This window comes from Nocardia pseudobrasiliensis NBRC 108224, assembly GCF_001613105.1.
Lineage (GTDB): Bacteria > Actinomycetota > Actinomycetes > Mycobacteriales > Mycobacteriaceae > Nocardia > Nocardia pseudobrasiliensis.
On the sequence record NZ_BDBS01000043.1, the window covers coordinates 76,960 to 92,509 of the forward strand.

Genomic DNA, 15,550 nt, shown 5'->3' on the forward strand with positions numbered 1-15,550 from the left:
GACGCGCGGGCCCGGCGTCGGCCGTTACGGACGCGATACCGATCGGCGCACCGCGACGATACTGCCGGTGCCGGGGTCGGACACCGCGACCGGACGGCCGAGCGGGGCGACCATATCGTTCCACGCGCGGAACTCGGTGGCCCAGCCGAGATCGTCGAGCCAGCCCTCGGCGTCGAACTCCGGGACACCGTCGGGGATTTTCGCGGCGGGTTCGGACGCGCCCGCCACGAGGCGACGCAGGCCGCGGTAGGGCTCGCCGTCGGGGACAGTCACGAATCGGGCCGTGCCGAACAGGCTGCCGGCGGCCGACAGATCGGTGAGGGTTCGCACCACGCCCCGGCTCCAGTCCCGCGACAGCGAGCCCAGGGTGCCCTCGTCCACCCAGAATGTCGGCAGCTCGGGCCGAAACCCTCCGTCCAACAGCGCGTTCCGCCATTCGCCGCCCAGATCGGCGATCAGAACATGCCGCGCGCACGTCGGGACGGCCCCCGCCTGCCGCAGCACCGGCTCCTTGAACGCGAAAAGCTCGGGTAGGTCGATCTCGAAGACGGCCGTCTCCGCCGGTAATCCCATCCGGAACGCCCGGGTGTCCAAACCCGCACCGAGCAGGACGATCTGGCGGATCCCGCGCGCCAGCGCCTCCCGGAACCGATCGTCGACCAACCGCACCCCGACCGTGCGCCCCTCGTAGAACTGATCGGCCACGGTCAGCATCTGCTCCCACCGTGCCGCCTCGAACCCCGCCCGCGCCGCCGCCACGAACGCACCGGCCAGCGGATCCTCGTACAACCGATCCGCCCGCTCGCTCTCCCGCGCGCGAATGACCGCCACCCCGATCGCCGTCACCGCGATGCCGTCCACCGGCACATTCGACACCGACTCGAACATGACCCCTCCCTCGAATTAACTTGTCGCCCGGCTAGTAATCCGCGCGTACGCCAGACGCTAGGCTCCTACTTGCCGGTCGTCAAGCAAATGAGAGGGGCCGATGGACAGGCGACGCAGTGATACCCGCGAGCGGATTCGCGCCGTGGCGATGGAGTTGTTCGCCGAGCGCGGCTACGACAAGACCTCGCTGCGCGAGATCGCCGAACGCCTCCAGGTCACCAAAGCCGCGCTCTACTACCACTTCCGCACCAAAGAGGACATCGTCGCCAGCCTGTCGGAGGATCTGCGCCGCGGCATCGACGAGATCGTGCGCTGGGCCGAGACCACTCCACCGGGCAGCGAACGCGCCGAGCAGATCGTGCTGCGCTACGGCGTGCTGCTGCACGGCCTCGGCAAGGAGATGATCCGCTTCTGGGCCGAAAACCAGTCCGCCTTCCGCGATCTCGGCATCGGCGCCAGCCTGCGCTACCAGTTCCGGGTGCTGGCGGATCTCATGACCGCACCCGACCACACCCCGCTGGCCGTCTTCCACGCCCGCCAGGCGCTGTTGGCCATCAGCTGGAGTCTGTCGATGATGGGGGATCTGGAGCTCGACGACGAGCACAGCCGCGCGGCCGCCACCCGCATCGCCCTCGATATCGTCGCCCGCATGTGACTCACTCGCCGGGCAGCCAACTGCGCCCGGGTGTAGTCCACCCGTGCGCCTTGATCATTCGTCGGGCCTCGCGCCGATTGCGCCCGATGAGCCGTTCCAGATACAGCCGCCCCGACAGATGGTCGGTCTCGTGCTGCAGGCACCGCGCCAGATATCCGGTCGCCTCGACCACGACCTCCGCACCGGTCACATCCACTCCGCGCACCCGCGCCCAGTCCGCGCGCCCGGTCGGAAACCACTCCCCCGGCACCGACAGACATCCCTCGAGATCTGCCTCCGGATCGGGCATGGTCTCGGGCAGTTCAGCAGTCTCCAGCATCGGATTCACCACGCAACCCCGGTGTCGCACACCATCATCGACCAGGTCGTAGACGAATACCGCACGCGGATCGCCGATCTGATTGGCCGCCAGACCCGCGCCGTTCGCCGCCGTATTCGTTTCGAACAGATCCGCCACGAACCGCGCCAGCTCCCTGTCGAATTCGGTGACAGCGGTGGCGGCAGTCGTGAGTCGGGGATCACCGGCGATGAGAATCGGATGCACAGCCATACGATCGAGAGTACTCAAATGCGAGTAGTCGTGTCAGACTGGGCGAGTGAACGAGACCCGGTTGTTCGTCCTGGCCGCCCTCGCCCGCCGGGGACCGATGCACGGCCATCAGCTTCGCCGCGACGCGCGGCTGGATCGCGCCGATCTGTGGTCGCGGGTCAAACCGGGTTCGCTCTACGGCGCGCTGCATCGGATGGAGAGCGAGGGGCTGATCCGCCCGCTGCGCACCGAACAGCAGGGCGCGCTGCCCGCGCGGACGGTCTACGAGATCACCGAGGAGGGCCGTCACGAGTTGCGCGCCCTGCGCGACGAGGCGTTCACCGATGTCGAATTGCGGCCGGACCCAGTTGATCTCGCTCTCGCCGCCGGCGCGGACCTGTCCCCCGAGGTGCTGCGCGGCTATCTCGAGGACCGGGTCGCGGCCCTGCGCGCCCAGGCGCTGCGCATCGAACATCAGCTCGAGCGCCGCTGGCCGGATCAGAGCGCGGCCGACGATCTGGTGGTCGAACACGCGCGTATGCGGATTCAGGCCGAAATCGACTGGCACGAGAAGGTTCTCACTCAAATGATTGCCACCGGTTGACCATCGCGCGCGCCCGCGTTCGCTTAAACTGTGGCACGACAGGGGTTCGTGTCACGGTCGCGGCCGGGACAATTCGATCGACTCAGGGGTCGTATGGTGGGTTTGCGGGTGCATATGACCGGGTCGGAATGGTTTTCCACGGCGCCCGGTGGATTGAACAGATACTTCACCGATCTCCACTGCGCCCTGCGGGGGCTGGACGAGATCACTCTCACCGCAACAGCTTTCGGCACCGCGCCACGCGGTGGCCGCACCTGGGGACCGACCGGTGGCAGCACCGCATATCGCGCCCGGCGCGCATTTATGGACCGGTCGGAATTATCCCCGAAAACCATCCTGGACAGACATTTCTGCCTCTATGGACCACCCACCGCCGGACCACTCGTGGTGCATTTCCACGGCCCTTGGGCACAGGAAAGCCGGGCCGCCGGAGAAACCGACCGGACCGTGCGGGCGAAGTATCTGCTCGAACGCCTCCGATACGCCCGCGCAGACCGATTCGTGGTGCTGTCCGGGCATTTTCGTGACATTCTCCGCAACGACTACCACGTCCCCGCCGACCGGATCACCGTCATCCCGCCCGGCGTCGACCTGGACCGTTTCACGATATCCGAACCGCCACAGGACGATTCCGTACCGACCGTGCTGTGTGTACGACGGCTCGAACGTCGCATGGGCATCGATGTACTGCTGCGCTGCTGGCCCGCGGTCACCGACCGCCATCCCGACGCCCGGCTGATCATCGTCGGAACCGGCAGTGCCGAACCGGAATTGCGCGCCCGGGCCGCCACCGACGAATCGGTGATCTTCACCGGACGCGTCGACGATACCGAGCTCACCCGCCTCTACACACGCGCCACCTGCACCGCGATCCCCTCGCTGACCCTCGAGGGCTTCGGCCTCATCGCCCTGGAATCGCTGGCCGCGGGCCGCCCGCCCATCGTCACCGACTGCGGCGGCCTCCCCGATTCGGTCCGCGACCTCGACCCCTCGCTGATCGTCGCGCCCGGCGACCCCGACGCCCTCGCCGAACGCCTGGCCACCGCACTCGACGGCGACGCACCCACCCCGAAACAGTGCCGCGCGCACGCGGAGTCGTTCAGCTGGGACCGCGCCGCCCGCCGCCACCTCGAGCTGTATCGCGAGCTGTCGGCATGAGCGGCCAGGGCCGAAGGCGGCAGCGAAGCGTAACCACGCGGGCCCCCGCTCATGTCGCGGAGGACACAGCATGAGGGCGGTCTTCCTCACCCACACCGCGGCCCCGTCGGGAGCCGAACTCGCCACGCTGCGACTGGTTTCGGCGCTGCGCACCCGGCTGGACCCGGCGCTGATCTACACCGCCGACGGTCCGATGGTCGAGCGCACCCGCGCCCGCGGCATCGAAACCCGGGTGGTACGCAACAATTTCGACAGCCGAGCGATGACAATCCAGAAGGCGGATCCGCGTCGGCTGCTCATCGGAGCCCTCGCGCTGGTGCGCATCGGCTGGGCGCTGGGCGCCACGGTCCGGGAACTGGAGGGCGCGGTGCTGATCGCGCAGAGCTCGAAGGCGCTGCTGATGGGCGCGGTCGCCGCCCGGCGCGCGCGGGTCCCGCTGATCTGGCAGGTCCACGATCGCATCGCCGCCGACTACTTCGGCCGCGTCCTGGCTCCGCTGATCCGAGTACTCGGCTGGCTGCTCGCGCACGGCTACATCGCCAACAGCCACACCACCCTGGCGACCCTCTACACCTGGCGGCGCGCCACGACCGTCGCCCATCCCGGTCTGGAACCCCGCCCGCCCCGGGCCTCACGCCCGGCCCAGCGACCGCCCGCAGACACGGTCGTCGCCATGGTCGGCAGGCTCGCCCCGTGGAAGGGCCAGGACCTGTTCCTGCGCGCGATCGCCGAGGTGAAAACCGTTCCCCGCCAAATATTTCTGATCGGCGGGACCTTCTTCGACGAACAGCCCTACCGCGCCGAACTCGAACGCCTGGCCGCCGAGCTGAACCTCCCGGTCACCTTCACCGGCCACGTCGACGATCCCGAGGACCACCTGCACCGCGCCGATATCCTCGTGCACTGCTCGGTCCTGCCCGAACCGTTCGGCCAGGTCGTTGCCGAGGGTATGCGGGCGGGCTGCGCGGTGATCGCCACCCGTCCCGGCGGCCCGGCCGAAATCGTCGACCCCGGCCACAGCGGGCTGCTGGTCGACGCCGGGGATCGCCCCGCGCTCACCGCGGCCCTGGACACCCTGATCGAAAATCCGGAATTGCGTGCGAAACTCGCCGACGCCGCCCAGGTCCGCGCGCAGCAGTTCGATATCGCCGAGACGGCCCGCACGGTCGCGGAGCTGCTGCACTCGGTGTTGCGAAAGCGAGTGGGACATGGTTGATCTCCGATTCGGCGCGGTCGGGGGTGTGCTGCGCGATATCGGCTACGTCAGCTTCGGCAAATACGGTCAATACGTCATTACCGTGGTCACACTGCCGCTGATCGCGCGTCAGCTCGGCACGCACGGGGTGGGTCTGCTCGCCATCGGGATGTCGGCGTATTTCATCGGTTCGCTCGCGGTCGATCTGGGTATCACCTCATTTCTCGCCGCCAAGGTGCACGACGCCCACGGCGACACCGATATCAATCAGTTGCGCGGCACCTATCTGACCATTCGCGTCACCACCCTGACCCTGCTCGGCCTGGCCCTCGCCGCGGGCCTGGCGACCGAGGTCCGCCCGCAAGTACACATGATCCTGCTGGGGTTGTTCGCCGGTGGCATCTGGTCGATCTCGGAGGACTGGCTGCTCATCGGGCAGGGCCGGTTCGGGGCGTCGACGCTGTATCAGGGCGCGGGCCGGGTGGGCTATCTCATCCTGCTGCTGGTGCTGCTGCCGCGCTTTCCGAGCGCGTCCGTGGCGATGGTGTGCCTGCTGCTGTCTTCCCTCCTGACCGTCGCGCTCACCTGGTGGGACGCCTTCCGCACCTACGGAATTCCGGGTCGGCCGGGGCAGCTGCGCCGGGTGCTGCGCATCGGTGCGCCGGTGGTGGCCTCGCGTGCGCTGGTGACCAGTTACGGACAGGGTTCGGCGGCGGTGTATTCGGCGGTGCTCGACGCCGCCTCGCTCGGATTGTATTCCGCCGGAGACCGTTTGGTCCGCGCCATCCAATCGCTGCTCGATCCCATCGGATTCGCGCTGCTGCCCCGGATGGCGCGGCGCAGTACCGACGAATCGTTCTGGCGCAGTTCGATGCGCTCGCTGTCCGCCTGCGTCTGCGCGGCCCTGATCGCGGTGCTGGCCGTCTGGGCGGCCGCGCCGCTGCTGATCCACATCATGTTCGGCAGCGCGTTCGTCAGCGCGGTACCGCTACTGCGGGTGGAGGTGCTCATCCTGCCCGCCACCACGATCACCTCCTTCGTCACCACGGCCGTACTGCCGGTGCGCCAGGACACCGCGGGCGTCCTGATCGGCGCGGTCGTCGGGACCGCGGTCGCGGCCGGCGCGCTGATCGTGGCGATGCAGACCCAGTCGGTGTGGACGCTGGTGTACGGCACCGTCTGCGCCGAGGTCACCGTCGCGCTGTGGTACCTGACCCGGATGCGCTGGCTGGTGCTTCGCGAACGCGCGCAACGCGATCACACACCGCCGCCGACGACCGTGCCCGCCCTGGAGGGAGACCCGTCGTGAGGATTCTCTACCTCGGCGACGACTGGCTCGGCAGCAATGCCCGATCGCTGGCCGACGGCTTCCGCGAGGCCGGACACGATGTGGTCGTGGTCGATACCACCGCGGTCACCCTGCCCGCGCGGCTGTCGCCCGCGTGGTGGTACGCCAAGGGCTCGCCCCGCCGCGCGCCCTGGTCGGTGGCCGCCCTGCACGACCGCATCGATGCCCTGGCCGCCGATTTCGCACCCGATATGCTGTTCGCCTTCAAGGCCGTCCATCTCGACCAGCAACGGCTGCTGTCGATTCCGGCCGCGGTGCGCGTGCACTACAGCCCCGACGATGTCGCCAACCCGGAGAACATCAGCGCCGACTACCTGGCCTACGAATCCCAGTGGGATCTGATCGTCACCACCAAACGCCACAATGTCGACGAACTGCGCGCCCGCGGCGCGGGGGCGATCATTTTCGTGCCCAGCGCCTACGACCCGGCCTGGCATCACCCGTGCGCTCGCCGCGGCGGCGATGCCTTCCTCGTCGGATTCATCGGCGCGCAGCGACCCGATCGGCGTCCGCTGCTGGTCGACCTCGCGCGCGAATACGGCCGCGGTCTGGTGGTTTACGGTCCGGGCTGGCGGCGGGTGCCCGCGCTGCGCCGCTCGGCCGCGGCCGTGCGCGGGGCCGTCTACGGCCAGCAGTTCTCCATCGCCGTCGCCTCCGTCACCGCGAATCTGGTGCTGCTCAACTCCGCCAACCGCGACACCCACACCTGTCGCAGCTTCGAAATACCCGCCGCCGGTGGGCTTTTCGTCGGCGAACGGACCGAGGAGCACGCCGCGCTGCTCAGCGAGGGCGCCGAATGCTTCCTGTTCTCCTCCCCCGAGGAACTGCGCGAGATCCTCGACCGCTGCGCCCGTCATCCCGACCAGGCGATCAAAGTGGCCGAGGCGGGCTATCGGCGCATCCTCGCCGGGGGACATCGCTACGTCGATCGCGCCCGCGAGATCATTCATGCGATCGGGTAACGACACGGCCTTCGGCTCGGACATACGGGTGATGGAGGTCATGCTGTGACGGGCGTCGCGCTGCCCCAAGTCGCCCTCGTCGCAGGGGCTTTGGCGAGTATCGTGCTCGCCGGTCTGTGGCTGCCCGGACCGGTGCGGGTATTCCTGGTCGCGCAGAGCGCGCATTGGTCGCTGTCGTATGTGGCGCGGCCGGTGGTGCTGCTGTGGGTGCAGCCCGAACCGCACTACGGCGACAATCTGCCCGACCCGCGGCTGGCGGCGCTCGGCTACGACGCCGGAATCGCGACCGTGCTCGGACCGGTGGTATTCGGATTGTGGTTCTACGCGGGACTGGTTGTGGCATACGCGATCTGGACCCGTTCGCGGCAGGGACGCGAACCGGCGTCGCACCCGTTCGTCCATTTCGCGCACGATCCGGTGTTCACCCGCACCCTGGCCGTGCTCTACGCGCTCGGCACGCTCGGCCGCCTGGCCGCGGTCGCCACCGGAAACAACGGGCGCGCAGGGGAATTGGAGAGCCCGAATCCGATCGTCAATCTCATCACCATCCTGGCCACCATCGGCGCGGTCGGTTTGATCGTCTACGTGCGCACCGATCGCGTCCGCGACACCCTGCTGATCATCGGCGCGCTCACCGCGGGCGAGCTGCTGTGGACCGCGGCCGTACAGTCCAAGACCCCGATCATGGGCGCGGCCCTGGCGATCGCGGTGCGCTGCGCCATGACCGGTTGGACCCGGGCGAATCTGACCGCGGTCCTGGCGATCACCGCGGTGGCGGTCGGCGGCTTCGGCTGGCTGCAATCGCTCAAGGCCACCGATACCGCCAAGGCCGAAGCGGCCGTGACGGATTCGAGCTATCCCCCGCTGGTTCACCCGTTCCTGAGCCTGCTGCGCCGCTTCGACGGACTGGAGGCGGCCACCGACGCCTACTACGCCGGACCGCATTCCTGGCTCAGCCCCGAGCAGGTGCTCGTCCACGCCGTGCAGAGTCTCATCCCGAGTCAGCTGCTGGGCGCGGAGAAGTTCCGTTCGGGGGCCGAATGGGCCATGCAGGTGCGCGGCCAATCGGTGGATATGGGTCAGGTGTCGGTGTCGCTGGCCGAGGGCAATATCAACGAAGGGTATGTACTCGGCGGCTATTTCGGTGTGGCGCTGGGTGTTTCGATCACCTTCGCGCTACTGCTGGTCTGGGAGCGCTCGCTCTACAGTCGATTCGTGGCCCTGCCGGTATTCGGGCTGGCCCTGATCGAGGTGCCGGTGCTGTTCGAGCGCGGCATGCTCGGCACCATCGAAACCCTCGGAAAATATCTCCAGGCCATGGTCCTGGTCTGGATCACCTATCTGTTCGTGGCGCAGTACCGGCGGCAGGCGTCGACCGGGGAATCGAGGACGGCACAATGGGTTTGACCGATTTATGGCGACTGGCCAGGCGGCGCTGGCCGATCATCGCGATCACCGCGGTGCTCTGCCTGGCCGCCGCGTTCGGCTACGCGCAGACCCAGCCGGTCGTCTACACCGCCTCGAGCACCTGCTATGTCTCGATGGCCACCGGCACCTCGGTCAACGACTCCTATCAGGGCGGGCTCGCGGCCCAGCAGCGCGTGCGGTCGTATCTGGACCTGGTCACCAGTCAGACCGTCGCGCAGCGCGTGAAGGATCAACTGGGCCTGCCCATTTCGGCCGACGAGCTGCGCGGTCGCATCACCGCGGCCTCCCCGCCTGCCACCACGATCCTGGTGATCTCGGTCAGCGACAGCACCGCCGACGGCGCACGCCGGCTCACCGACGAGGTGGTCTCCCAATTCCGGCATCTGATCGACCAATTGGAGACCATCCAGGTCGACGCCGCCCCCGCCGCCCGCGTCGCGGTGGTCGACAAGGCGCAGATGCCGATGTCGCCGAGCGGCCCGCAGTCCAAACGCCTGCTGATCCTGGGCCTGCTGGCCGGGCTGGTCCTCGGCGGACTCGCGGCCCTGATCCGCGACCGCCTCGACCGGCGGCTGCAAACCTCGAGCGCGATCGAACGGGTCGTCCCCGCGCCCATTCTGGGCATCGTCGACGACGGACGACCCGGCGCGGCCGGGGAACTGCGCCGACTGCGCACCCGGCTGGCCGATCAGCCCGATACCAGCGTTCTGCTCACCGCGCTGTCGCGCCGCTCCCAGCCGGATGTGGCCATCGGACTGGCCCGCGCCCTGGCCGATACCGATCACCGGGTCGTGCTGATCGACGCCGACACCAGCGGCGAGGGCAGTTCGTCTCGACTACCCGAGCCGACCGGCGCCGGACTGGCCGAGCTACTACGCCGGACCACGCCGCTCGACGACGCGATCACCCGCTGGCCGGAGGTCGGCATCGAGGTGCTGCCGCTGGGCGTGACCGATCTGCGCACCCCGGATCTGCTGGCCTCGGAGCGATTCGAGGAGATCCTGGCCAAACTGCGCGGCGAATTCGATCACATCCTCGTCGAGGCGGCCCCGGTGAGCACCGCCGCCGACGCCGTCGCGCTGGCCCGCCGCTGCGATACCACCATCGGCGTGATCGAACTCGGCGCGACCGCACCGCAGATCCGCGGCGCGGTCGCCACCGTGGGCGCGGACCGGCTCAGCGGCGTGGTGGTCTACTCCCGCCCCGACGACTCGCCTCGGAAACTGCTGCCACACTTCGGGAGACGAGGATGACACCGATGACCGGACCCGTCGGCAGACGCCGCATGCTGGCGGTCACCCTGGGCGCGGCCGCGGCCGGATCGCTGGCCGCCTGCACCGACGACCCCGCCCCGAAGATCGAATTCCGCTCACCGCACGTCACCGACGCCCCCTCGGCACGCAATCTGCGCGATTTCGGCGCGATCGGCGACGGTAAGGCCGACGACACCGCCGCCCTGGCCACGGCCGTCGCGACCGGCGACCGCCCGCTGGTGCTGTATCTGCCCTCGGGGCAGTACCGGATCACCCGCTGGCCCGAAATACCCGACTACGCCACGATTCTCGGCGACGGTGCCGATGTCACGAGCATCTACTACGACGGCAACGCACCGCTGATCGAGCTGAAGGGCAAGCAGCGGGTGCGGTTCTCCCGGCTCGGGTTCTATCTCACCGGCGAGAAGGCCACGGCCGTCCATCTGACCGAATGCTTCCGCTGCTCCTTCGAATCGGTGGTGCTGCGCGGCAATCACATCGCCGAGACCTTCCCCCGCTACATCGATCAGCGCGGGGTGGTGCTCGACGGCAATACCGGCGGCACGGCGTTCATCGACTGCGATATCAACAACTTCGGCTACGGCCTGGTGACCTCGTGCATCCAGAACTACATCACCTCCAGCAAATTCACCAGCAACCGCGTCGGGATACTGGGCACCGGCAGCGATCACAATGCCGGACTCGCCCTGTCCAATGTCGAATTCGTCTCCGACAACGATCCGCGCACCACCGACCGGCAGATCGTCATCGACGGCCCCGCCAACGACTGGTGGTTCACCAATGTCTGGTTCGAGGGCGCCGACACCGCGCTGTCGATCGGCACCGAGGCGGGCGGGCCCGCGCAGTTCGGCATGGTCAACTGCAAGGTGGCCGCGCGGCGAACGTGCTTGCAGATCAACCACTGTCGCCAGCCGTATCTGGCCAACGTCCAGTTCGATCCGGATCTGGACACCCCGCCGATCGAGGTACAGATCGATGTGCGCGGCTGTCCGGAGGGCACGGCCGTCAATCTCATCTCCGGCTCGTTCAACGAGGTCGATCCGCGGGCGTTTCCCGAGGGCTGGCATGTGATCGGGCGCGGGCGGGTGCACGGGGCGAAATTCGCCGGGACCATGGTCGTACAGGCCGGGCCGCCCGACACCGACATCGTCCTGGTGCAGGACCATACGGGCGCGGCGTTGTCGTCGATCCTGCCCAGCGGCGCGTATCTGTCCGACCGCGCCGACGGCGGTGTCGTACTGCGCGATCCGGGCGGGAGCTATTGGCGGCTGTCGGTGGGTATCGACGGCGTCGTGAAGACCGCGCCGCTGGGTAAACAGCGGCCGCGGACATGAGCCGCGCGCGGCTGGGCCCGGCGCGGTTGCACGGGTCCGCCGTGGTAATCCGGCCGCCGCGCCTGGCCGATTATCCGGCGTGGCGGCGGATCCGGCTGCGCGATCAGCGGCTCATCGAGCCGTTCTGGTACAGCTCGCCGTCGAGCTGGACCGATCGTCATACCGAAAAGCAGTGGCTGCGTGAATATCTCGTCGCGACCTTCGAGGCGCGGGCCGGGCGGCGGGTGGCCGGGGTGATCGAGATCGACGGGCGCTTCACCGGCCAGTGCGAGCTGGTCGCCATCGACCGGCGCTGCCGCACAGCCGAATTGAGCATCTGGATCGATTCCCGGCTCGGGCGGCACGGATTCGCCGGACTGGCCGCGGGGCTGGTTCTCGACCACGGCTTCCAGACGCTGGGTTTGGAGCGCATCGTCGCGCCCATCTCCCCCGCCAATATCGGTGCGGCGCACGGGGCCGAGCAGTTGGGCTTCGTGCGCGAGGCGTTGATGGCGCGCTACTTCGATGTCGGCGGCGCGCGTCGCGATCACGATCTGTGGGCCGTGACGCGCGCCGATGTGCCCGCCGACGGCTTCGCCGGGCGCTGGGTGCGCCGCATCGAGGCCAAAGCCACCGGGATCGTTCCGGTTCTGGTCGAACATGATCCCGACGAGGGACTGCGGCGGCGCGCGCTGCTGGTCGCGCCCGTACTCGCGCGTCTGCTGGCCGGGCGGGTGCGACGGCGACTGCTGTTCCTGCGCGGCGCGGGCCCGATCCGACTGCCGGTCCCGGGACATCCCGGCGCGGTCGTGCGCAGCCGCCGACTCGCCGACGGCCCCGGCTGGCGCGATGCCCACCCGGCCGCCCGACCGCTCGGCCGCTGCGCCTGGTGGCGCGAATTCTCGCGCAGCCGTGGGGGTTTGCGCTCGCCGGGCGGTCTGGTGCTGGTCCTCGACATCGACGGCTACGCCGGGGAGTTTCGGCTGTTCGATCTGGATATGTTCGACCGCAATGCCCGGCTGTTCGCCTGGGCCGACCCCGCCCGCGCCGACATCGGTGTCCGCACGGCGGCCACCCGAGCGGTGGTGGATTACGCCTTCCACACCCTCGGCCTGTACCGCGTGGCGACCGAAATCGACGCCACCGACACCGAATCCGCCGCGGTCGTCGCGCGCGCGGGTCTGCTCGAGGAGGGAATCATGCGCAACCATGCCGGGCCCACGGGCCGGCGCGGTGATCACGCGCTGTGGGCATCGACCATCGCCACCCGGCCGGGTCGCGCCTGATGCGAGAGTTCACGCGCAGCAACGCGATTCAGGCCCGCCTGCACGAACTCGTGCCCGGCGGCGCGCACACCTATGCCCGCGGCTCCGATCAGTATCCGGAGCGGATGACTCCGATCCTGGTGCGCGGCAGCGGATCCCACGTCTGGGACAGCGACGGCAACGAATACGTCGAATACGGCATGGGCCTGCGCTCGGTGACGCTCGGGCACGGATACGCCCCGGTGGTCGAGGCGGTCAGCCGGGCGATCGCCGACGGGGTGAACTTCTCCCGCCCGACCGAACTGGAACTGGCCGCGGCCGAGGACTTCCTGACGCTGGTACCGGGCGCGGATATGGTGAAATTCGCCAAGAACGGCTCCGACGCCACCACCGCGGCGGTGCGACTGGCCCGCGCGGCGACCGGACGCGAAACCGTCGCGATCTGCGAGCAGCCGTTCTTCTCGGTGGACGACTGGTTCATCGGGACCACGGCCATGAACGCCGGAATCCCCGAGCGGGAGCGCACCGCGCGCTTCCCCTACAACGATCTGGAAGCCCTTGCCGCCGTATTGGATTCGCGGCAAGTGGCGTGTGTGGTGATGGAGGCGGCGACCGCGCTGTCCGAACCGGATCCGGGATATCTGGCCGGGGTGCGGGCGCTGTGCGACCGGTTCGGCACGCTCCTGGTGTTCGACGAGATGATCACCGGCTTCCGCTGGTCGGTCGGCGGGGCGCAGCGGGTGTACGGGATTGTCCCGGATCTGTCGTGCTGGGGTAAGGCGATGGGCAATGGTTTCCCGATCTCCGCGCTGGCGGGGAAGCGGGAGTTCATGGAGCTGGGCGGGTTACGCACCGAGCGCGATCGGGTCTTTTTGCTCTCCACCACCCACGGCCCGGAAACCGGCTCGCTGGCCGCCTTCCGGGCCGTGGTGCGGGCCTACGCGCGGACCGATCCCGTCGCCCGCATGGAATACGCGGGTCGGCGACTGGCCGAGGGCGTCAACAAGATCGCCGCGGAACTCGGTATCGGCGACCACCTCCAGGTGACCGGCCGCCCGTCCTGCCTGATCTTCATCACCCGCGACCCCGACGGCCACCCCTCCCAGCCCTATCGCACCCTGTTCCTGCAGGAACTGCTCGAGCGCGGCATCCTCGGCCAATCCTTCGTCACCTCCGCCGCCCACACCGACTCCGATATCGATCGGACCGTCGAGGCCTGCCGCGAGGCGGCCGAAATCTATTGCCGGGCACTGCATTCCGGAACCGTCGACGGCCTGCTGCGGGGGCGACCGGTCGCCCCGGCGCTGCGCCGCCGCGCCGCGCCGCGCTACATCGACCCGGAAGTCCGCCCATGACGCCCCGCATCGCCGTCGTCCACGAGCGCTTCACCGAATACGGCGGGTCGGAGGCCGTGGTCGCGGAGTTCCTGAAGATCTGGCCCAGCGCCGCGGTGTACGCACCCATCGCGACCGCGGACTGTCTCGCCGCAGTACGGGCGGCCGCCACACTCGAACCGCGAACCGGACCGGCGGACTTCACCTTTCACACGTCCTGGCTGAGTCGCGCGCACGCCCTGGCCGGCGGACGCTCACACGCGCCACTGCTTCCCTTCGTGCCCGCGACGCTGCGGCGGCTGCCGGTGCGCGCGGAGGTGGACGCGCTGGTGATCAGCCATCATTCGTTCGCCACACAGGCCGCCCTGGCCGCCGACGTGCCGGTGATCGCCTATGTGCACAGTCCCGCCCGATGGGCGTGGGATCCGGCGTTCCGGGCGCGGGAGGCGGGTGGCCGCGCCGGACAGGCGGCGCTGGCGGCGCTCGGCAGGCTGGCTCGGCGGTGCGAATCGCGGGCCGCGCCTCGGCTGACGCATGTGGTGGCGAATTCGCGTGCGGTGGCGGACCGGGTGGGCGATTGGTGGGGTCTACCCGCGACCGTGGTGAATCCACCGGTCCGTATCGATCGCTTCGCACCCGATCCCGAGGTGAAGCGCGAGGACTTCTTCCTCGTCGCCGGACGGCTGGTGCCCTACAAGCGGGCGGATCTGGCCGTGCGCGCCGCACGCAGGGCCGGATGCAGGCTGGTCGTGCTGGGCGACGGTCGATTTCGCGCCCAACTGGCGAGTATCGCCGGTCCGGAGACGACCTTTCTCGGCGCGGCTCCCGACGAGGTGCTGCTCGACGCCTATCGCCGCTGCCGCGCCCTGCTCATGCCCGGCGTGGAGGATTTCGGCATCGTCCCGGTCGAGGCGATGGCCTGCGGCACACCGGTTCTCGCGGTCGGGGCGGGCGGCGCGCTCGACACCGTCCGCCCCGGCCTGTCCGGCGAACTCCTCGAATTCGGCGAGGACGACGCCGTGGTCTCCGAATTCGCCCGCGCCATGCGCGAATTCGATCCCGACGCCTACGATCCCGACGCGATCCGCGCCCACGCCGAGTCCTACTCCCCCGCCGCCTTCCGCACCCGAATCGCCTCGATCGTCGACGACGCTCTGATACCGAAGCCGGATTCAGCGCGCTGACGGTGTGAGTGGTTTCAGCACCCGCTCCACCAGCGCCGTATCGCAATGTTCGATGATCTCCACGATCCGCCCGTCGGCGATGCGGAAGATGAAACAGTAGGTCTGGTGATACGGCTCGCCATCGGTCGTGGTGGCGTAGCCGCGGGCCTGTACGACCACCCGATCACCGTCGGCCAGTACGAAATCGGCCTCATTGCGATAGCCGTCGGCGAATTGACCGGCCAGGGGACGCAACAGCCCCTCCAGCACCGCCGACCTCGGCTCCCATACCCCCGACCACGACCAATTGCCCGGAAACACCCACCGGCACTCCTCTGCCATGGCCGCGCCGAGCGCGCCCGAATTGCCCTGGGCCAGTTGCCGGAAGATCTGTTCGACGAATTGTTTGTTCTCACTGCTGCTCACTCGACCGA

15 protein-coding genes are annotated in these 15,550 nt (G+C 69.0%); 12 read left to right on the plus strand and 3 right to left on the minus strand.

Going from position 1 to position 15,550, the window contains the following annotated elements; all coding sequences use genetic code 11:
* Positions 1–24 precede the first annotated feature (24 nt).
* On the minus strand, positions 25–888 hold the full coding sequence (locus tag NP4_RS30290; RefSeq protein WP_245997087.1) for an SAM-dependent methyltransferase: 864 nt from the start codon (positions 886–888) through the stop codon (positions 25–27).
* A gap of 100 nt (positions 889–988) precedes the next feature.
* Here NP4_RS30290 and NP4_RS30295 point away from each other — a divergent pair, with 100 nt between their 5' ends.
* Positions 989–1,543 carry a TetR/AcrR family transcriptional regulator gene (locus NP4_RS30295; RefSeq protein ID WP_068005243.1) on the plus strand — a complete coding sequence of 185 codons (555 nt, stop codon included), beginning with the start codon at positions 989–991 and terminating at the stop codon, positions 1,541–1,543.
* A gap of 1 nt (position 1,544) precedes the next feature.
* Here NP4_RS30295 and NP4_RS30300 read toward each other — a convergent pair whose 3' ends face one another.
* Positions 1,545–2,093 carry a peptide deformylase gene (locus tag NP4_RS30300; protein WP_068005244.1) on the minus strand — a complete coding sequence of 183 codons (549 nt, stop codon included), beginning with the start codon at positions 2,091–2,093 and terminating at the stop codon, positions 1,545–1,547.
* A 46-nt stretch (positions 2,094–2,139) separates the two neighbouring features.
* On the opposite strand from NP4_RS30300, the gene NP4_RS30305 reads away from it, so the two are divergent.
* The 11 genes from NP4_RS30305 (at position 2,140) to NP4_RS30355 (ending at position 15,137) form a co-directional block, all read left to right on the plus strand.
* Positions 2,140–2,676 carry a PadR family transcriptional regulator gene (locus tag NP4_RS30305; protein WP_068005248.1) on the plus strand — a complete coding sequence of 179 codons (537 nt, stop codon included), beginning with the start codon at positions 2,140–2,142 and terminating at the stop codon, positions 2,674–2,676.
* A 114-nt stretch (positions 2,677–2,790) separates the two neighbouring features.
* Entirely contained in the window at positions 2,791–3,834 is a 1,044-nt protein-coding gene (locus NP4_RS30310) for a glycosyltransferase family 4 protein (protein ID WP_068005330.1), read from the plus strand.
* Positions 3,835–3,904: 70 nt separating this feature from the next.
* Complete coding sequence (locus NP4_RS30315) at positions 3,905–5,050, plus strand: glycosyltransferase (protein WP_068005249.1); 1,146 nt, start codon at positions 3,905–3,907, stop codon at positions 5,048–5,050.
* Positions 5,043–6,338 carry a lipopolysaccharide biosynthesis protein gene (locus NP4_RS30320; protein WP_068005250.1) on the plus strand — a complete coding sequence of 432 codons (1,296 nt, stop codon included), beginning with the start codon at positions 5,043–5,045 and terminating at the stop codon, positions 6,336–6,338. Before NP4_RS30315 ends, NP4_RS30320 begins: the two co-directional genes overlap by 8 nt.
* Entirely contained in the window at positions 6,335–7,339 is a 1,005-nt protein-coding gene (locus tag NP4_RS30325) for a CgeB family protein (protein ID WP_068005251.1), read from the plus strand. Before NP4_RS30320 ends, NP4_RS30325 begins: the two co-directional genes overlap by 4 nt.
* 45 nt (positions 7,340–7,384) lie before the next feature.
* Entirely contained in the window at positions 7,385–8,746 is a 1,362-nt protein-coding gene (locus NP4_RS30330) for a hypothetical protein (protein ID WP_245997090.1), read from the plus strand.
* Positions 8,737–10,020 carry a tyrosine-protein kinase domain-containing protein gene (locus NP4_RS30335; RefSeq protein ID WP_068005254.1) on the plus strand — a complete coding sequence of 428 codons (1,284 nt, stop codon included), beginning with the start codon at positions 8,737–8,739 and terminating at the stop codon, positions 10,018–10,020. Before NP4_RS30330 ends, NP4_RS30335 begins: the two co-directional genes overlap by 10 nt.
* Before the next feature lie 5 nt (positions 10,021–10,025).
* Complete coding sequence (locus NP4_RS30340) at positions 10,026–11,375, plus strand: glycosyl hydrolase family 28-related protein (protein ID WP_068005258.1); 1,350 nt, start codon at positions 10,026–10,028, stop codon at positions 11,373–11,375.
* The gene (locus tag NP4_RS30345; RefSeq protein ID WP_068005260.1) at positions 11,372–12,640 is read left to right on the plus strand and encodes a GNAT family N-acetyltransferase; all 1,269 of its coding nucleotides are present in this window, start codon (positions 11,372–11,374) and stop codon (positions 12,638–12,640) included. The genes NP4_RS30340 and NP4_RS30345 overlap by 4 nt, the downstream gene beginning before the upstream one ends.
* The gene (locus tag NP4_RS30350; RefSeq protein WP_068005336.1) at positions 12,640–13,974 is read left to right on the plus strand and encodes a glutamate-1-semialdehyde 2,1-aminomutase; all 1,335 of its coding nucleotides are present in this window, start codon (positions 12,640–12,642) and stop codon (positions 13,972–13,974) included. Before NP4_RS30345 ends, NP4_RS30350 begins: the two co-directional genes overlap by 1 nt.
* On the plus strand, positions 13,971–15,137 hold the full coding sequence (locus tag NP4_RS30355; protein ID WP_068005261.1) for a glycosyltransferase: 1,167 nt from the start codon (positions 13,971–13,973) through the stop codon (positions 15,135–15,137). Before NP4_RS30350 ends, NP4_RS30355 begins: the two co-directional genes overlap by 4 nt.
* Here the strand turns inward: NP4_RS30355 and NP4_RS30360 are convergent.
* On the minus strand, positions 15,126–15,542 hold the full coding sequence (locus tag NP4_RS30360) for a nuclear transport factor 2 family protein (protein WP_068005263.1): 417 nt from the start codon (positions 15,540–15,542) through the stop codon (positions 15,126–15,128). The genes NP4_RS30355 and NP4_RS30360 overlap by 12 nt on opposite strands.
* Positions 15,543–15,550: the final 8 nt, after the last annotated feature.